The sequence below is a fragment of the Streptomyces sp. NPDC107546 genome (assembly GCF_055639175.1).
In genome coordinates, this window is the sequence record NZ_JBVKBA010000045.1 from 26,786 (window position 1) to 44,376 (window position 17,591).

General features: G+C 70.3%; 12 protein-coding genes and 2 pseudogenes. 5 read left to right on the forward strand and 9 right to left on the reverse strand.

The genetic code is table 11. The features are described from left to right. Positions 1 to 123: 123 nt before the first annotated feature. Positions 124 to 1,020, reverse strand: a complete 897-nt coding sequence (locus ACZ7L1_RS35625) for an RNA polymerase sigma-70 factor (RefSeq protein WP_471443367.1) — start codon at positions 1,018 to 1,020, stop codon at positions 124 to 126. Positions 1,021 to 1,367: 347 nt separating this feature from the next. On the opposite strand from ACZ7L1_RS35625, the gene ACZ7L1_RS35630 reads away from it, so the two are divergent. After that, positions 1,368 to 2,000, forward strand: a complete 633-nt coding sequence (locus ACZ7L1_RS35630) for a DUF5134 domain-containing protein (protein ID WP_471443369.1) — start codon at positions 1,368 to 1,370, stop codon at positions 1,998 to 2,000. A 7-nt stretch (positions 2,001 to 2,007) separates the two neighbouring features. Here the strand turns inward: ACZ7L1_RS35630 and ACZ7L1_RS35635 are convergent, their stop codons facing one another. From ACZ7L1_RS35635 to ACZ7L1_RS35655, 5 genes are all read right to left on the reverse strand, one after another. After that, entirely contained in the window at positions 2,008 to 3,399 is a 1,392-nt protein-coding gene (locus tag ACZ7L1_RS35635; RefSeq protein ID WP_471443371.1) for an aldehyde dehydrogenase family protein, read from the reverse strand. Beyond that, complete coding sequence (locus tag ACZ7L1_RS35640) at positions 3,399 to 4,499, reverse strand: phenazine antibiotic biosynthesis protein (RefSeq protein WP_471443373.1); 1,101 nt, start codon at positions 4,497 to 4,499, stop codon at positions 3,399 to 3,401. The genes ACZ7L1_RS35635 and ACZ7L1_RS35640 overlap by 1 nt, the downstream gene beginning before the upstream one ends. 76 nt (positions 4,500 to 4,575) lie before the next feature. Then, the gene (locus tag ACZ7L1_RS35645; protein ID WP_471443375.1) at positions 4,576 to 5,319 is read right to left on the reverse strand and encodes a PIG-L deacetylase family protein; all 744 of its coding nucleotides are present in this window, start codon (positions 5,317 to 5,319) and stop codon (positions 4,576 to 4,578) included. A 106-nt stretch (positions 5,320 to 5,425) separates the two neighbouring features. Next, positions 5,426 to 6,664: an NAD(P)/FAD-dependent oxidoreductase gene (locus tag ACZ7L1_RS35650; protein ID WP_471443376.1), complete on the reverse strand. Its 1,239-nt coding sequence runs from the start codon at positions 6,662 to 6,664 to the stop codon at positions 5,426 to 5,428. A 171-nt stretch (positions 6,665 to 6,835) separates the two neighbouring features. Beyond that, a complete protein-coding gene (locus tag ACZ7L1_RS35655; RefSeq protein ID WP_471443378.1) occupies positions 6,836 to 7,600 on the reverse strand; it encodes a class I SAM-dependent methyltransferase in 765 nt (254 codons plus the stop codon). A gap of 668 nt (positions 7,601 to 8,268) precedes the next feature. On the opposite strand from ACZ7L1_RS35655, the gene qcrB reads away from it, so the two are divergent. From qcrB to ACZ7L1_RS35670, 3 genes and pseudogenes are all read left to right on the forward strand, one after another. Further along, complete coding sequence (gene qcrB / locus ACZ7L1_RS35660; protein ID WP_471443380.1) at positions 8,269 to 9,888, forward strand: cytochrome bc1 complex cytochrome b subunit; 1,620 nt, start codon at positions 8,269 to 8,271, stop codon at positions 9,886 to 9,888. Between the two features lie 305 nt (positions 9,889 to 10,193). Further along, positions 10,194 to 10,995 (forward strand): annotated as a pseudogene (locus tag ACZ7L1_RS35665) (alpha/beta hydrolase). Between the two features lie 156 nt (positions 10,996 to 11,151). Then, positions 11,152 to 11,670, forward strand: a complete 519-nt coding sequence (locus ACZ7L1_RS35670; RefSeq protein WP_471443381.1) for a GNAT family N-acetyltransferase — start codon at positions 11,152 to 11,154, stop codon at positions 11,668 to 11,670. A 119-nt stretch (positions 11,671 to 11,789) separates the two neighbouring features. On the opposite strand, the pseudogene ACZ7L1_RS35675 reads toward ACZ7L1_RS35670, so the two are convergent. The 3 genes and pseudogenes from ACZ7L1_RS35675 to ACZ7L1_RS35685 all read right to left on the reverse strand — a co-directional run. Then, a pseudogene (locus tag ACZ7L1_RS35675) lies at positions 11,790 to 12,977 on the reverse strand (2-oxo acid dehydrogenase subunit E2); the annotation flags it as partial. A 112-nt stretch (positions 12,978 to 13,089) separates the two neighbouring features. Beyond that, on the reverse strand, positions 13,090 to 15,777 hold the full coding sequence (aceE, locus tag ACZ7L1_RS35680; RefSeq protein WP_471443384.1) for a pyruvate dehydrogenase (acetyl-transferring), homodimeric type: 2,688 nt from the start codon (positions 15,775 to 15,777) through the stop codon (positions 13,090 to 13,092). A gap of 112 nt (positions 15,778 to 15,889) precedes the next feature. After that, positions 15,890 to 16,630, reverse strand: coding sequence for an SDR family oxidoreductase (locus ACZ7L1_RS35685; protein WP_471443386.1), 741 nt, complete (start codon positions 16,628 to 16,630; stop codon positions 15,890 to 15,892). Between the two features lie 289 nt (positions 16,631 to 16,919). Between ACZ7L1_RS35685 and ACZ7L1_RS35690 the strand changes: the two genes are divergently transcribed. Further along, a complete protein-coding gene (locus ACZ7L1_RS35690) occupies positions 16,920 to 17,387 on the forward strand; it encodes a cupin domain-containing protein (protein ID WP_471443387.1) in 468 nt (155 codons plus the stop codon). Positions 17,388 to 17,591: the final 204 nt, after the last annotated feature.

Here is a 17,591-nt window from a genome sequence, read left to right on the forward strand (position 1 = left end):
CCACACGTCACGTCGTCCGTCCTGGGGTCGGGGCGTCCGGGGTCCGGACTACTGGTTGACCGACGAGTAACCGATCCTGTGACGCCTGCCCGCCGACGGCCGGGGAGGGTGCCCGCCGGCGGGTCAGTCGTGCAGGGAGGCCACGTAGGGCGCCAGCTTGGCCGGATTCATCACCCACATGAGCCGGTCGATACCCTCCGTTGAGACGTCGACGGACAGCAGAGCGACAGCCTGCCCGCCGGACGAGACCAGCACGGCCGGCAGGCCGTTCGCCTCGACCCACCGGATGTCCGCCTGTGGCCAGAAGCGCGGTGCGAACGCCACGAGGTACCGCGAGACATGCGGCCGTCCGATGACCGGGATCTTGGACGCGCCGCGGATCCCGCCACCGTCCGTGTAGCTGACGACGTCGGCGGTGAGAACGTCCTCCAGCATCGACAGATCGCCCGTCCGCGCCGCGGAGAGGAACACCTCCAGCAGCCGCCGATGGGCTGCCGGCGCGACGCGCTCCCTGCGCTCGGCGGCCAGGTGCCTGCGTGCCCTGCTCACCAGCTGACGCGCGTTGGCCTCGCTCGTCTCGAGAATCTCGGAGACCCGCCCGTAGGGGTAGTCGAACGCCTCCCGCAGCACGTAGGCGGTGCGCTCCACAGGATTCAGTTTCTCCAGGAGCAGCAGGACCGCCATCTCCAGGGCCTCGGCCCGCTCCGCGCCCAGCTGCGGATCCTCCGTGGTGTCGACGGGCTCGGGAAGCCAGGGGCCGACATAGGACTCCCGGCGCACCCGTGCGGACTGGGCCAGATTGATCGCCAGCCGGGTGGCCACCGTGGTGAGGAAGGCGGCCGGTTCGAGGATCTTCGTGCGGTCCGTGTTCTGCCACCGCAGCCAGGTTTCCTGCACGACGTCTTCGGCCTCTGCGGCACTGCCCAGGACGCGGTAGGCGATGCCGAAGAGTCGCGGGCGCGCCGAAAGGAAGTCCTTCGTCGCTTGACCGAGGGCGTCGGGGTGGGCGCCAGCGTGCATGGATCGTCCCTTCTGGCTTCGTGCGCACCATGCTACAAGCGGTCGAGGGGGGACGCGTCGGGGGTTGTTGACACGATCGTTCCCGATGCCGTCCAGGTCACACCCCGTGGCACTCGATGAGTCCGCGGTATCCCGTGCAGGGCACGGCACCGCACCGGTCCCGCGACCTGCTCGTTTCTGGTGCCGAGCGAGCTGTGTCACGAAACAACTGCACGTCCGGTCAAGACTGCGAAAGGTCCTGGACCAGGAAAGGTGCACACGGTGTCGTTCAGGAGACCAGCGCACGACTCCCCTCACAGCCACGGCGGCGGTGACGTGGCCCCGCGTCCCGCCGCCTGACCCGCCTCATGGACACTCCCGTCGACGTCGTGCACTTCATGCTGACGGTGCTCTTCGCCCTCGCGGCGGTGCACGCACTGTGGCACGGCGTCCGGTCGCCGGGGGCGGGACGCCGTGACCGGGTGGACCATCTCCTGCACTTCGCCATGTCCGTGGCCATGGCGGCCATGCCCTGGAGTCTCGGCCGATCGCTGCCCGGCCGGTCCACGACGGTTCTCTTCACCCTCGCCGCACTGTGGTTCCCGCTGACCGCCCTCCGCCGCCACACGGCGAACAGAGTGACGGAGATCGCCGGCCAGCTGCCGTCCGCGGCCGGCATGGCCGCGATGGCCTGGATGTTGCGCACACACCACGGCCGGGCGGTGCCGTCCCACGAGATCCTGGCCGGAGGCGTCCCGGCCGCGCACGACACCGTGGCTTACGGTCATGCCACCGGCGCACCGGTGTCGGCTGCCTGGGTCACCAGGCTGCTGGCGGTGTATCTCCTGGCGTGCGCCATGTGGTCGTTGACCCGCCCCATGCCCTCGCTGCGGTCCGTCCCGGACGCCGCGCACCGCGCCGCCGCGACGGACCCATACGGTCACGTCCGCGACGGAGCGATGGCGCTGGGGACGGCCCTGATGCTGCTCATGTCCCACTGACCGCCTGTCATAGGGCGCCGGCGAGGGCCTTGCTACGCATCAGGAAGTCCGACAGGTAACTGTCGTGGGGCACGCCGGGAGCCATCCAGTATGTCGGGTGGTCACCGACGTACACATTGGCGATGGTGGGTTCCGCCAGCAGAGCGTCGAGCAACGCGCCGTCACGGGTGAGCGCCGAGAGCACGAGTGTGTCCCGCAGCGGAGCGATTCCGTCCGTACGGTTCCAGGGCGCCACCCATACGCAGGGGAAGGGGAGTTCGGTCCGCAGCTGCGCGGCGCTGGAGCCGGCGACCTGGTGGACGGCGGGACACAGGACGGCGCTTCCGTCACCGAGGTCACCGACGACGCCCTCACCACCGAGCCAGGCACGGGTCCCCGCCGCCATCGACCTCAAGTAGGAGTCGAGGGCCTGTGCCCGGTCCAGCGGACACACCGGGAGCACCGCCCGCACGTCCTGGGGCGGCAGAACGGGCAGCAGGGACAGGCGGGCCGCGACGGCCTCGGCGAGCGGCGCGGGATCGCCCTCGACGAAGACGGCGGTGGCGTTGACGCACGCGGTGCCCCCTTCGTCGGCGACGGAGCCGACGATCGTGTCGAGGTGTTCCCGCCAGTCGGTGTCCGCGGTGATGAGGATCTTGGTCCTGCCCGGCCCCTGGGGCAGCACGCGCGGATCGTGGGCGTACCGGGCGGCCACCTCGTCGCCGCCGTACACGACCGCGCGGTCGGCACCGCGGATGAGCACGTCGGCGGTCCGGTGGTCCGTGGGCAGCAACATCAGCTGGTCCTCCCGGACACCCGCCCGGTGCAGCGCCCCGACCAGCCGGTGGGGAGTGAAAGGTTCCCGCCGTGACGGACGCACGGCGACGCGGTAGCCCATGGCCAGTGCCTCGAGCCACAACCGGTGGACACCGGGATGGTTGCCGGAGGCGTTGACGGCGAACACATGTCCCCGGCGGGCCCAGATGGCGTGGCCTGCCGCCAGGGACGGATCCAGGCGGTCGGAGACCGCCCCGCGTGGTCGTCCCTGCTCGGCGGAGGAACGGGCCCGGCTGACGTATCGGGCCGTGCCCCGTGTCGCGGCGCGCACCACCGTCAGCGGAGTGCCGGAGGTACGGCTGACGAGGTGTTCGTACTCGCGTACGTCCAGTCCGCCGACGGTGCCGGTGGCGAACTCCTCGCCGGCCGCCGCCAGCAGTGCGTCGACGTCGGCCGCCGGCACGGCCTCGGCCTTGCGCAGCGCGGCCAGCGCCCGGCCGACGAACACCGGCGGCACCAGGCTCAGCCGCGCCACCTCGGCACCGGACACATCCGTCACCGCGCTCGGCACCCGCGTCCGGTACGGACCGCGGGGACCCAGCGCGTCCAGGTACACCGGTCCGGTGACCTCGGCATCCGTCATCAGTACACGCCCTCGATCACGGTCTCGCCCTTCACCGTGGGCACCGGCGCGACGTCTGCGACGGCGGCACCCGCCTGGCCGTCGGCCGGCCGCATGCGCACGGCCGTGTCCCGTTCCGCGTTGTTGGGGATGAGCATGGATTTGCTGACGTGGCTGACGATCACCTGGCCCCGTTCACCGACCTCGACCGTATCCCCGGTGTCGGGGTCCACGACCGACAGGAACACGTACGGCGACACGGGGTCGAACACGCAGGGCTCCGAAGCGCTGAGACCTGTCCGTTCGAGCAGCGCGGTGAGCATCATGGTGTTGCCGTACATGCCGATGAGGGGCACGTCGGGAAAGACCTCCGTGCCCAGCAGGTGGCGGGTGTCGGGGTCCATGTGCGTGCCACCCCAGATGATCGCCTGGACGGAGCCGTTGATCCGCTCCAGAAGGTCGTCCTCGCGCGCGAAGCGCTCCAGCAGCGGGGTAGTGGCGGCGAGTACCCCGATGTCCTGGGTCAGCAGGATCCGCCGGCACTGTTCGACGAGATGGTCGGTGTAGGACTCGACCTCGTCGCTCCGGCCGGCGGCGACCAGTTTCTTCACCCAGCGGGGGTCCATGTCGATGCTCAGCCCCGGGCCGCCGAGGGATCCTGCGGCCCGCTGCAGCACGTCACCCACCAGATGCGGACCCGTCGGCGCCACCGTCAGCCAGTGGGCTCCGACGGGCAGGCCGTGGTCCCGGAGGCGCTTGTCGACCTGCTCCGCGCTGTGCCGCATCCAGTCGTCGAGCTGGACGACTCGCTTGGGCGCCCCGGTCGTTCCGCCGCTGTCGAAGACGTTGAGCAGCCGGGCGTCGCTTCCGTAGCCCCGGGGGATCAGGTGCGCCACCGGGACGTCTCGCAGTTCGTCGGTCAGGTCGGGGAAGAGCATCAGGTCGTCCATGCCCTTGACGTCCTGCCGCGGATCGAAGGCGAGCCGATCGGCCCGGTCGAGCCAGAAGCGGGAGCCTGTCGCCGGGTCGAAGTGCCAGCGCATGGCCGCTCGGACGAACTCGTCCGGGTCGACGTCGTCGGACGGTCCGGCGTCCAGAACGGTGGGGGACTCGTACGTCATGGATGGTCCTTCCTCGGCACGGTCTCGTGGGTATGAGCGAGGTTCCGCGGGGCGTGTGAGATCTGGGCGCGTTCGGTCACCGGCTGAACAGCTCGAAGGCGACGGCGCGCCGGCTGTCGAACCGCGGGCCGTGGGCGGTGGTGCTGTCGGCCAGGAAGCGGCGCGCGTACGTCTCAGGGTCCTCCTCGGTCAATGCCTCGATGTAGGTGCGGTGCCGCAGCAAGGACAGCACCCCCTGCTCGAAGCCCGGCTCGGCGGACACCGCGTGAGTCGGCGCGGGCGAGTTGGCGACGGCCACCCACCGGACGCCGTTCCAGGGTTGCAGGCCTTGTTCGGTGAGCTCCGGGAAGATCCAGCGGTTGCCCGCGTCCGCCGACGCGTCCAGCACCGCGCGCCCCACTGCCACGTGGTCCGGTGTGTTCCAGGCACCATGGGCCCAGGTGTCCCGGTGGTTCAGCGTGATCACCAGCTCCGGCCGGTGGCGCCGGACGGCCGCGGCGATATCGCGCCGCAGGGGCACGCCGTACTCGATCACACCGTCCTGGTGATCGAGGAATTCCACCGTGGAAACACCCACGGCCGCCGCGGCGGCACGCTGCTCCGCCTCGCGCAGCGACCGGGCGCGTTCGGGGGCCAGGCTGTCGATACCGGCCTCACCGCGGGTGGCGAGGACGTAGGTGACCTGCCGGCCATCGGCCACCCAGGAGGCCACGGCGGCCGAGCATCCGTACTCGAGATCGTCGGGATGGGCCACCACGGCGAGTGCCCGTCGCCAGTCGTCTGGCATAGGGCGGAGCGGCGGAAGGGGGCTGTCGGTCATGTGTCTGCTCTCGTCGGTGTCGCGTGATGGGGCGGCTGGCCGGCACGGGGCCGCGCGAGTCGATGTGCTCGGGCACCGTGGAGCCGAACCGTGTCGCCGAAGTGGTTCAGACGCGCGGAAGAAGGCTCTCCAGGGGAACCGCGGGATCGGCGAGGACGGCGTCGTCCGTCTCCACGCCGGATTCGATCAGGGAACGGATCGTGTCGATGACGTCCCACATGTTGACGCTCATTCCCGCCACGATCCGGTTCCCGGACATCCAGAAGGCGATGAACCGCCGCTCGTCCGGTGCCCCGCGGAAGACGACACGGTCGTAGCCGCCCGGCTCGGCGTAGCCGGTGTACTCCATCCCGAGGTCGTACTGATCGGTGTAGAAGTACGGCAGCCGGTCGTAGACCGCGTCCTTGCCCAGCATGCTCAGCGCGGCGGTGCGCGGCTGGTGCAGCGCGTTGGCCCAGTGCTCCACGCGCAGGTGCCGGCCGAGCCGTGGGTGGTAGGCGTTGGCGACGTCGCCGGCGGCATAGATGTCGGCCACCGAGGTCCGCAGGTACTCGTCCGTGACAATGCCGTTGCGCACGTCCAGGCCCGCCTCCTCGGCGAGGCGGACGTTGGGTGTGATGCCCACCCCCACCACCACGGCGTCCGCGGGCAGGTGACTGCCGTCGGCGAGCACGACCCCGTCCACACGGCCGCCGGTTCCGGTGACGCGTTCGATCGCGGCGTGGGGACGCAGGACGACGCCGTGGTCCCGGTGCAGGCCGGCGAAGACCTCGGCCGCCTCCCGCCCCAGAACCTTGAGCAGGGGCAGCTCGGCGTGCTCGAGCACGGTCACCTCCGCCCCCGCCGTCCGGGCCGCGGCCGCCGTCTCCAGACCGATCCATCCGCCGCCGACCACCACGATCCGCGCACCCTCGGTGAAGGCGGACTTGAGACGCTCGCTGTCGCCCACGCGCCGCAGGTACAACACGTTGTCCAGGTCCACCCCCGGGACGGACAGGCGGCGCGGTGAGGAACCGGTCGCCAGGAGCAGCTTGGTGTAGGGCACGCGGCGACCGTCGTCCAGCGTCACCTCCTTGGCCTGCCCGTCGACCGACGTCACGCTCGTGCCCAGAAGCAGATCGACCCCGTGTTCCCGGTACCAGCCCTCGGGGTGCACGTGGATCGACTCGCGGTCCTCCTTGCCCAGCAGATAGCCCTTGGACAGGGGCGGTCGAATGTACGGCCGCTCCCGCTCGTCCCCGATGAGGAGGAGCGGCCCGTCGTGACCGTGCGCGCGCAGCTCTTCCGCGGCCTTGCCGGCGGCCAGCCCGCCCCCGACGATCACGAACGTATTCGCAGGCGACATGATGATTCCCGTCTCAGGTTGTGCGGCGCACACAGCGGGTCGTGTGGTGCGGTCATCCATGAGACCGGGCGACGACACGTGTTGTGACATCGTCGCGTCAGCGTGCCGGGGCGACCGCCGTCGGCGTCCCCCGGCCGTCTTCGCGCGCACCAGGATGTGTGATCCGTCGTCTCACCAGGGAGATCGGAGCGTCACCGCCAGGACGGCCGGATCATCGTGTCCCGGCAACGGGACGAATCCGTGCCGTTCCAGGTCGCCGATCACCTGGGAGCGCGAGGCGGGCCACATCCAGAACGTCTCGCTGTGCTCCCGGAGCACACCTTCCGCCCCCCGGACCCAGTAGTCGGCGCGTGTGTGGATGCGGTTCCCGGCGGTCGACATCGCCATGCGTCCGCCGTACGTGTGCTCGCCGACCCGCTGTTCGGCCAGGACGCGCAGAACGGTCCGGGCCGGAAGCAGGGCAGGCGGGAGCTGCAGGAACAGCGAACCGCCGGGGACCAGGGCCGCGCCGATCGCATGCCAGAGCGCGTGCCGCGCGCTCGGCGAGAGGCACGCGACCGTGTTGTGGCAGACGGCCACGTCCGCCACCGCGCACAGAGCCGCCTCGTCCAAGGCGTGCGGGTGTACTGTCACCCGCTCCCTCTGCCATGCGGGCAGGGCGGCGAGGCGGGTCATCAAGGACGTGCGCATGGCCCGCGCGGGCTCGACGGCATACACGTCGGCTTGAGACTCGGCCAGGCTCATCAACGTGACCCGTCCGGTGCCGGCACCGATGTCCAGGACGCCGATACGGGCCTTCGCGACTTCGCGACCGTAGAGGTGACGGACCCGTCTCTCGTCCGCTTCGGCCTGGAGGATGTCGTAGAACTCCGCGGTGACGGCGTAGGAATCCGTCTGCGGCCGGAAGGTCGGTGCTCTCGCTATGACAGGGTGCATATCCAGCAAGACAGCACCTGGGCCGTGGGTGTGACAGCGATGGCGGCGAGCGGGGTGCCGGTCCGTGCGGGCTCGGGGTGACCGCCGTCACAAGTCCTGTGCTGTTTCGCCGGCCTTCCCTGTGAACTGAGCTACGCCCGCTGACCCAGGACATCGGCATCATGAGCAAGCCACTCGTCCCAGCACCGCTCTGGGAGCACCCGGCGTGCTGGTCACCCCGCACGTCGGCGCGTGCAACCCTTCCTCGGGGCCTCCCTCGTGGAACTCATCCGGCGCCAGTTGATCCGTTTCGCCGCAGGTGAGGAGCTTGACGACGTCGTTCCACGCTGATGCCCAGGCCTCCTCACGGACGTCGAGGAGCACGGCGGCACCCGGCTCCTCGTGTCACACCTGAGCCGTCTCGCCGGTCATGACTGGGACAGCAGTTCACGAACCGTGCCCGAACAACACAGCCGTGGACGAGTCGGCTCCGCAGCGCCGCGTGTGCGTTCCCCCGGCCCCGGCCCGTGTCGGGGCCGGGAGAACGCACTTGGCACGGACGGCTACGGCTGCACGGCGATGGGGAGCCCTCGCAACACGCCAGTGCCGCGGACCCACGGCAGTGTCCGGGACCGCGGCGCCATCAGACGCAGCGAGCTTTGGGTGATGCAGAAATGAATGGTGAAGAGATGGGCAACGACAGCCGGCCGGCCGAGCCGGGGCAGGGGCACACGGGGGAGAGGCTCGCCCAATGGGCGGACGGCCGACTCGGTTACCGCCGTCTGGCCCGCTCCGCACGGCGCCTGGTCTTCCCCGACCACTGGTCGTTCATGCTCGGCGAGATCGCACTCTACAGTTTCGTCATCCTGCTGCTCACCGGCGCCTACCTGAGCTTCTACTTCCACCCTTCCTCCGACCCCGTGGTCTACCACGGCAGCTACGCCCCCTTGCGGGGCCGGCTGGTGTCGGAGGCCTTCGACTCGACCCTGCACATATCCTTCGACGTCCGCGGCGGCCTCCTCGTCCGCCAGGCCCACCACTGGGCGGCGCTGGTCTTCGTCGCCGCCGTGTTCGTGCACATGATGCGAGTCTTCTTCACCGGCGCGTTCCGCAAGCCACGCGAGCTGAACTGGGTATTCGGGTTCCTGCTGCTCATCCTGGCCATGTTCGGGGGCCTGACCGGCTACGACCTGCCCGACGACCTGCTGTCCGGAACCGGCCTGCAGGTCGTGAACGGCACGATCCTCTCGATCCCGGTCGTCGGGACGTACGTGTCGTTCTTCCTCTTCGGCGGCGAGTTCCCTGGCGAGGACCTGGTCGCCCGCTTCAACACCCTCCACATCCTGGTCATCCCCGGACTGATGGTCGCCCTGCTCGTCGGCCACCTGGCCCTGGCCGTACGCCACCGGCACGCTCAGTACCCCGGGCCCGGCCGTACCAACACCAACATCGTCGGCATCCCGTTCCGGGTGTACGCCGTCAAGGCCGGCGGCTACTTCTTCCTCGTCTCCGCCGTGATCTTCTTCATGGCCGCCGTCGCGCAGATCAATCCGGTGTGGAACTACGGGCCCTTCCGCCCCGACCAGGTCTCCGCCGGTTCCCAGCCCGACTGGTACATGGGCGTCGCCGACGGCTTCCTGCGCGTCATGCCCGGCTGGGAGATCTCGTTCTGGGGCCACACCCTGGCCCTGGACAACCTCCTGCCCCTGCTGATCGGCGTGCTGCTCTTCCTCGCCATGGGCGCCTATCCCTTCATCGAGTCCTGGGTCACGGACGACGACCGCGAACAGCACCTGCTGGACCGCCCTCGCAACCGCCCGGTGCGGACCGCCCTGGGCGTGGCCTGGCTCAGCGTCTACTCGGTGGCCCTCGTCGGTGCCGCCAACGACCTGATAGCGACTCATCTGCGTGTTTCCGTCGAAGCAGTCACCTGGACCGTGCGCATCGGCCTGTTCGTCGTCCCGGTCCTGGCCTTCTTCGTCACCAAACGTGTGGCACTGGGTCTCCAACGGCAAGACCGCGACAAGGTGCTGCACGGGCGGGAGAGCGGCATCATCAAACGGCTTCCGCACGGAGAGTACGTCGAGGTTCACGAGCCGCTCACCCAGGCGCAATTGCACGCCCTGACCGCCCACACGCAGTACCGGCCCCTGGAGGTCGCCCCCGTGCAGGACGCGGACGGCGCCATGCCCCACCGAGCCCAGCGTCTGCGCGTCAGGCTCAGCCGTGTCCTCTACGGCTCGGGTACGCAGGTTCCCAAGCCCACGGCGGCCGAATACACGGAGATCAGCGGCCGCCACCACTCCTGATCGCCGACGCACACTCCAGGACCTGTCGTCATGACATGTCACACCTTCGACATGTTTCCGGTCACATGAGTGAGAGGCGGCACAAGGAAGTGCCGGGCCGATCGGTTCGTCGCACACGGCTGTTCGCCGCGGCGCCCCCGCCTCGCCGGCCCGCCCCCCGCGCGGCAGCATCGGTGCTGTCCCGCAGCCACAGCGGATCCACACCCATACCGCGGCAGCGGGCCGCGCAGGGGCATCGACCTTCAGTACCAGCCCGCTCCCCCTCCGGGAGCCGGCCCCCCGATCCCGTCCGAAAGGCATTCGACATGACCCGTACCTTCCGCACACGCCGGGCCCGTACCTCCCTCACCGTTCTGGCCGGCGCCACCATCGCCGCGGGCCTCCTCGCCACCACCATCGCGCTGGCCTCCGCCGACAAGGGCGCCCCCTCGCGGGCGCCCAAGCCCACCGTCGTCCTGGTCCACGGTGCCTTCGCCGACTCCACGAGCTGGAACGGCGTCATAAAGAGACTGCGGCGCGACGGTTATCCCGTGGTCGCCGTGGCCAATCGTCCTGGCCGGCATCGACGGTCCCATTGTCCTGGCCGGTCACTCCTACGGCGGCTCGGTCATCAGCAATGCCGCCACCGGCAACAAGAACGTCAAGGCGCTGGTCTACCTCGCCGCCTTCCTCCCGGAGAAGGGCGAGAGCGCGGTCGACCTGTCGGGGAAGTTCCCCGGCAGCACACTCGGCGACGCGCTGCGCCCGGTGCCGTTCACGAACGCCGACGGTTCTCAAGGCACCGACCTCTACATTCAGAACGACAAGTTCCGGCACCAGTTCGCGGCGGACGTACCCCGTAACGAGACCGATCTGATGGCCGTCACCCAGCGACCGATCACCAATGCCGCCCTGGCCGAGGGCGCGGCGGAGCCCGCCTGGAAGACCATCCCGTCCTGGGTCCTGGTCGCCACGCAGGACCGCAACATTCCTCCGCAGGCTCAGGAGTTCATGGCCGAGCGGGCCGGTGCCCACACCACGGAGGTCCGAGCGTCCCACGCGGTGAGCGTGTCGCAGCCCGGCAAGGTCACCGACGTCATCGAGGACGCCGCGCGCTCGGTGCGCTGACCCTTCCGCGTAACGCCCACGGGACTGACCCGGACCGTTCGGTCCACGTCGGTCCCGTGGGCGTTCCACGCTTCCCTGTGCGCGAACCCCGTTCCCCCGACCGCCGGTCCGACCGTGCGCATCCCGCACCGGGCCCGGCCGCGCAAGGACAAGCCCATGCGCCGCGAACCGCGGATCATTCCCATAGGCCCCGGCGACCTCGCTCCCCTCGTGGCGATGCATCGTCGCTGCTCCTCGCACACCCTGTGGAGCCGCTACCACCGGGCCATGGCCGACCCTCAGACCTACCTGCCCGCTCTGCTGGCCCGCCCCGGCTCGGTCCACCTGGCCGCACGGGACACCACCGGCCGCATCGTCGCCGTGGGCCATCTGATGCCGGATCACTCGGCCGTCGAGGCCGCGCTTCTGGTCGAGGACTCCTGGCAGGGCCAGGGGCTGGGTACCCGCCTGCTGCACCACCTGGGCCACGACGCGCTCAGAGGCGGTTGGGCGACGCTCTACGGCGTCGTCCTGTCCGGCGACGAACGGATGGACGCCCTCCTGCGCCACGTGCCCGTCGCCGTGCACCGGAGCGAGGAGGGCGGCACCGTCACCGCCTGGGTCCAGGCACGTGATCTGGCGGTCGGCCTGCCCGGCCGCCGGCGGAGTTGCTTCCTCCGCGCCGGGCACCGGTGATCATCGACTGTCTTCCGGTCAGCCGGACCGGGTACCGGCTCGAACAGAAAAGCCGATGCGGAACATAGTGTTCCGCATCGGCTGTTTCATTAGCACCTTCAAAGGGGCACCGGCACGACTCACGTCCCGGCGTCGGGGTACAGGTCGTCCTCGAACGCCGCGGACTCCAATATCTCCCTGACCGTGGTCAGGTAGCGAGTCGCATCCGCCCCGTCCACCAGCCTGTGGTCGTACGACAACGACAGGTGCACCAGGTCCCGGATGCCGATGACCTCCTCGCCGGCGCTGCGCACGACCCCGGGCCTCCTGACCGTCGCGCCCACGCCCAGGATCGCGGCCTGGCGCGGCGGCACGATGACGGTGTCGAACAGGGCGCCGCGCGAACCGGTGTTGGAGATCGTGAAGGTCGCGCCCGACACGTCGTCGGGGGCGAGGTGGCCACTGCGGGCCCGGTCGGCCAGGTCGCGGACAGCCCGGGCGATCCCGGCGACGGTCAGGTCGCCGGCGGCCTTGATCACCGGGGTCATCAGCCCGTTCTCGGTATCGACCGCGATGCCGACGTTCTCGGTGTCGAAGTAGGTGATCGTCCCCTCGGCCTCGTTGATCCTGGCGTTGATGACCGGATGCGCCTTCAACGCCTGGGCCGCGGCCTTGACGAAGAAGGGCATCGGGGACAGTTTGAGGCCCTCGCGGGCCAGGAAACCGTCCTTCGCCCGGTTTCGCAGCCGCATGAGTCGGGTGACGTCGGCCTCGACCGTACTGGTCAGTTGCGCCTGCTCCAGCAGGGCCTTCTTCAGGTTGTCCCCGATGGCTCTGCGGATGCGGGTCATCCGGACCGTCCGGCCGCGCAGCACGGACGCCTGCGCCGCCGGGGTGGCCGGCACAGCGGGCGCGGGTGACACCGGCGCGGCCGGCGCCGGCACCGGTGGTACCGACGTGGGTTCGGGTGCGGGGGCCGGCGACGGGGCGAGGGGTGCGGCAGGAGGCGGCGTGACCGGCACGGGCGCCGGGGTGGGAGACGGCGCCGGGGCGGCCTGAGGGGCCTCGGCCGAGGGCGCGGGTGCGGCTGCCGGGACCGCGTCCGCCGCACCGATGACGGCGAGTTCGGCGCCGACCTCGGCGGTCTCGTCCTCGGCGACGGCAATGCTCAGCAGTACGCCGGTGGCGGGGGAGGGGATCTCGGTGTCGACCTTGTCGGTGGAGACCTCCAGCAAGGGCTCGTCCGTCTCGACGCGTTCGCCGACCTGTTTCAGCCAGCGGGTCACGGTGCCCTCGGTGACGGACTCGCCGAGGGCCGGCAGGGTCACGGTGATCGTCATGATGTCGTTCAGCTCCTCACGGACCGGCAGGGCGCAGGGGCCCTCCGAACCTGTCGTCCACGGCCTGCGCCATGGGGGATCGGTCGCGCTTCCCCGCCGCTCACCGGTCGAGGCCGTAGCGGGTGCGGGCCTGCGCGACGGTGGCCAGGGGGATCTGCCCGGCCCGGGCCAGCCGGTCCAGTGCGGTCACCACGATCGACTCGGCGTCCACGTGGAAGTAGCGCCGCACGTCCTCACGGGTGTCGGACAGCCCGAAACCGTCGGTGCCCAGGGAGTAATAGTCCTGCTCGACCCACTGGCTGATCTGGTCGGGCACCTGCCGCATCCAGTCGCTGACGGCCAGCACCGGCCCCGGCGCACCGGCCAGCGCCCGAGTGACGAAGGGGGTGCGCTCCTCACCGCGCATCCGGGCGTCGTCGGCGCGCATCGCGTCGCGGCGCAGCTCCGTCCACGACGTCACCGACCACACGTCGGCGTGCACGTTCCAGTCGGAGGCGAGGAGTTGCTGCGCTCGCAGCGCCCAGTGAATGGCCGTACCGGAAGACAGCAACTGGAGCCGGGGTCCGGATGCGGCGGGTTCGGCGGGCCGGAACCGGTAGATGCCCCGGACGATGCCCTCCTCGATCCCCGGCACCGCGGGCATGGGCGGCTGGTGCTTCGGCTCGTTGTACACGGTCAGGTAGTAGAAGACGTCCTCGGGCCGCTCGCCGTACATCCGGCGCAGACCGTCCCGGACGATCACCGCTATCTCGTAGGCGAAGGCCGGGTCGTAACTGATCGCCGCCGGATTGGTGGCGGCCAGCAGGTGCGAGTGCCCGTCCCCGTGCTGCAGTCCCTCACCGGTCATGGTCGTGCGCCCCGCGGTGCCGCCGATGACGAACCCTCGGCCCATCTGGTCGCCGAGCGCCCAGAACTGGTCGCCGGTGCGCTGGAAGCCGAACATGGCGTAGAAGATGTAGAACGGGATCATGGGCTCGCCGTGCGTGGCGTACGAGGTCGCCGCGGCGGCGAACTCGGCCACGGAACCGGCCTCCGTGATGCCCTCGACGAGCAGTTGCCCGGTCGTGCTCTCCTTGTAGTGGAGCAACTGGTCGGCGTCGACCGGATCGTAGTTCTGACCCAGCGGCGAGTAGATGCCGGCCGTGGGGAACATCGACTCCATGCCGAACGTACGGGCCTCGTCGGGGATGATCGGCACCCAGCGCGCCCCGCTTTCCTCGTCGCGCATCAGATCCTTGACCAGCCGGACCAGCGCCATCGTGGTGGCGACCTCCTGGTGGCCGGAACCCTTCTCCAACGCCTCGAAGGGCTTGGCGGGCGGTTCCGGCAGCGGCTTGGCGATCACCCGCCGAAGTGGGGCGGGACCGCCCAGCGCGGCCCGGCGGTCGCGCAGGTACCGCACCTCGGGCGAGTTCTCCCCCGGGTGCCAGTACGGGACCTGGTCACCGGCGAGCGCGCTGTCGGGGATGGGAAGCTCCAGCAGGTCGCGCATCTCACGGAACTGCTCCATGGTGAGCTTCTTCATCTGGTGGTTGGCGTTGCGGGACTCGAACGCCGACCCCAGGGTGTGGCCCTTCACCGTCTGGGCGAGGATCACCGTCGGCGCGCCCCGGTGCTCCACCGCGGCCCGGTAGGCGGCGTACACCTTCAACGGCTCGTGTCCGCCTCGGGAGTTCTCGAACAGCTCGACCACCTGCGCGTCGCTCAGGGAGGCGGAGACGGCGGACAGGGCGTCACCGGTGAAGAAGTTCTCGCGTATGTAGGCGGCGTCCCGCGCGGCCAGCGTCTGCATCTGCGCGTCGGGCACCTCGCCGAGCCGACGCACCAGGTCGCCGTTGGTGTCCTGTCCCAGCAGCGGGTCCCAGGCCTCGCCCCACAGGGTCTTGACCACGTTCCAGCCGGCGCCGCGGAACCGTGCCTCCAGCTCCTGGACGATCTTCGAGTTGGACCGTACCGGCCCGTCCAGGCGCTGCAGGTTGCAGTTGATGACGAACGTCAGGTTGTCCAGCCCCTCGCGGGAGGCCAGAGACAAGGCGGCCATCGACTCCGGCTCGTCCGTCTCCCCGTCGCCCAGGAACGCCCACACCCGCGAGGCGGAGGTGTCCTTGATGCCGCGAGCCCGCAGATAGCGGTTGAAGCGGGCCTGGTAGATGGCACCGAGCGGGCCCAGCCCCATGGAGACCGTCGGAAACTCCCACAGCCACGGGAGTCGTCGCGGGTGCGGGTAGGACGGCAGGCCGTGGCCGCCCGCTTCCCGCCGGAAGGCGTCCAGTTGCTCCCTGCTGAGCCGTCCCTCGAGGAACAACCGGGCGTAGATGCCCGGGGATGCGTGCCCCTGGAGGAAGAGTTGGTCGCCCGAGCCGTCACCGTCCTTGCCCCGGAAGAAGTGGTTGAAGCCGATCTCGTAGAGCCAGGCCGCCGACGCGTAGGTGGAGATGTGGCCGCCCAGTCCCAGCCGGGAACCACGGGTGACCATCGCCGCTGCGTTCCACCGGTTGAGCGCGGTGATCCTGGACTCCATCTCCAGGTCACCGTCGAACTCCGGCTGTGCGGCTGCCGGGACGGTGTTGATGTAGTCCGTGGACAGCAGTCCGGGCAGGGGCGTCCCCGACGCCGCGGCGAACTCGTGTACCCGCCGCATCAGGTACACCGCCCGCTCCGGCCCGGCGTTCCGCACGACGGCGTCGAGAGAGGCTTGCCATTCGGCGGTCTCCTCGCGGTCACGATCGGGTAGCTGGTCGAGCTCACTGATCACTGACGTCTCAGTGGGCCGGGACGGATCACTCATGGCAGCCTTCCTGTCACTGCGTGGGTGCCGGCGACGCCGGCCGTGGACACGGTGGGCGCCACAGGGCGGTCGGTGTGGATCACGGGCGACGACGCGTCGCCGCGCGGCGGACTCAGCGGCTCTTGAGCCACTGGCTGAAGGTGTGGTGGCCGACGTGGGCGGCCGGCCCGGGAAGGAGGGCCCGCTCCTCGATCACCGCGCCGAAGAACGGGGCCTGCGCGTCGGCGATCACCGGGGCGGGCCGGCCCAGGGAGGTCAGCAGCTCGGCGGTGACGTCCTCGAACCGGAGTTCTTCAGGCCCGGCGGCCTCGAGCACCCCGAACAGCGGCAGGCCCACCGCGACATGGGCGACGGCCGTGGCGACATCGTCCGCCGAGACCGGACGCAGCAGCAGCGGGGGGACGTGCACACCGTCGGGCCGGGTGCCGGCCGTCGCGGCGGCCTCCACGGACTCGTGGAACGGCGTGGCGCGCACCACGGAGTACGGAAGGGCGGTGTGCCGCACCAGCTCCTCCTGTGCCGCCTTGGCCCGGAAGTAGCCCGAGCCGACCCGGTCGGTGCCGACCACCGACAGCGCGACGTAGTGCTCGACGCCCGCCGCGGCCGCGGCCTTGAGGAGGTTACCCGTCGCGGTGCTGAAGAACGCCGTGGCGGCCTCCTGCCTGCGTGAGGGTGCGTCGGTGACGTCCACGACCACCTCGGCGGCGTGCAGCGCCCGGTCGAGGCCCTGGCCGGTGCTGACGTCGACTCCTTCTTTGCGGGAGACCGGCACGACCTCCACCCCGTGGTCCCGGAGCCTGGCGACGGTCCTGGAACCGATCAGACCGGTGGTACCTACAACGACCACTCTCATCTGGGTCTCTTCCGTCCGGGGGCCGATGGCCCCGCTGGGTATCCGTCGAAGGCGGTGGCGGACGTCTGCGTGCCGCCGTGCTCACCACACCTAGACAGGGCGGGTCCGTTTGGTGTGACACCGTGCCCTGCTTGTCGGGTGCCGGAGGTCGCCGGCCGCCACCGGGTGTCACAGATCCGCCGGGTAGCCGGTCAGGAGGTGTGAGCGGTCTTCACGACCGGAACATGACCACGTGCACGGCGGAGGATGTGCCGCCCGGACACGGTGGAACCACGGAAGGTGCGATTCAGTGTCGGAGAACTCACAGCACGCCCACCACGGCCACGACGGGCACGGTCACGGAACCGGCGGCGCGGACGGTCCGAGCTGGACCCGAGCGGCGAAGATGCTCCAGGACGCCTCGCCGATCACCGTTCCCGAGGGTGCCTCGGCGATGACCATCCACGTCCAGTGGGAGCCCGGTGACCCCGGCACTCCGCCGCACCGCCACTCCGGCCCGGCGTTCGGCTATGTCATCAAGGGCGCGGTCCGTTTCGAACTCGAGGGCGAGCCCGAGCGCGTCATCGAGGCCGGCGGCACCTTCTGGGAGCCGGGTGGCGACGCCATCCACTACCAGGACGGCAACGCCCTCACCGACGAGAGGACCGAATTCGTCGTCACGATGATGTGCGCCCCCGGTAAGCCCATGCTGGAGCTGGTCGACGAGCAGGAGCTCAAGGAGCGCGCCCACCTGCGCGCGCCGCGGCCCACCGCCTGACCCCGGAGGTCCGGCCGCCGTCCGCTGCCCCACGGCGGCGGACGGCGGCACGCCCGCGCTGTGTGCCAGGGGCCGGCACCGTGCTCAGTGAACGCGAAGTGCGGGCCGCCCACACGACAGGCGGGGACCCACGTTCTCCCCACCCCCGACGGCTCTTTTTGGTCGAAAAATGCACGCCCCCCCCCCCCCCAGATTCCCCCACCC

Excerpts from the sequence above, each read along its gene's own strand:
- ACZ7L1_RS35655 (WP_471443378.1), bottom strand. The coding sequence starts at position 7,600 with ATGCACCCTGTCATAGCGAGAGCACCGACCTTCCGGCCGCAGACGGAT.
- ACZ7L1_RS35670 (WP_471443381.1), top strand. The coding sequence starts at position 11,152 with ATGCGCCGCGAACCGCGGATCATTCCCATAGGCCCCGGCGACCTCGCT.
- qcrB (WP_471443380.1), top strand. The coding sequence starts at position 8,269 with ATGGGCAACGACAGCCGGCCGGCCGAGCCGGGGCAGGGGCACACGGGG.
- ACZ7L1_RS35630 (WP_471443369.1), top strand. The coding sequence starts at position 1,368 with ATGGACACTCCCGTCGACGTCGTGCACTTCATGCTGACGGTGCTCTTC.
- ACZ7L1_RS35650 (WP_471443376.1), bottom strand. The coding sequence starts at position 6,664 with ATGTCGCCTGCGAATACGTTCGTGATCGTCGGGGGCGGGCTGGCCGCC.
- ACZ7L1_RS35625 (WP_471443367.1), bottom strand. The coding sequence starts at position 1,020 with ATGCACGCTGGCGCCCACCCCGACGCCCTCGGTCAAGCGACGAAGGAC.
- ACZ7L1_RS35645 (WP_471443375.1), bottom strand. The coding sequence starts at position 5,319 with ATGACCGACAGCCCCCTTCCGCCGCTCCGCCCTATGCCAGACGACTGG.
- ACZ7L1_RS35685 (WP_471443386.1), bottom strand. The coding sequence starts at position 16,630 with ATGAGAGTGGTCGTTGTAGGTACCACCGGTCTGATCGGTTCCAGGACC.
- ACZ7L1_RS35640 (WP_471443373.1), bottom strand. The coding sequence starts at position 4,499 with ATGACGTACGAGTCCCCCACCGTTCTGGACGCCGGACCGTCCGACGAC.
- ACZ7L1_RS35635 (WP_471443371.1), bottom strand. The coding sequence starts at position 3,399 with ATGACGGATGCCGAGGTCACCGGACCGGTGTACCTGGACGCGCTGGGT.
- aceE (WP_471443384.1), bottom strand. The coding sequence starts at position 15,777 with ATGAGTGATCCGTCCCGGCCCACTGAGACGTCAGTGATCAGTGAGCTC.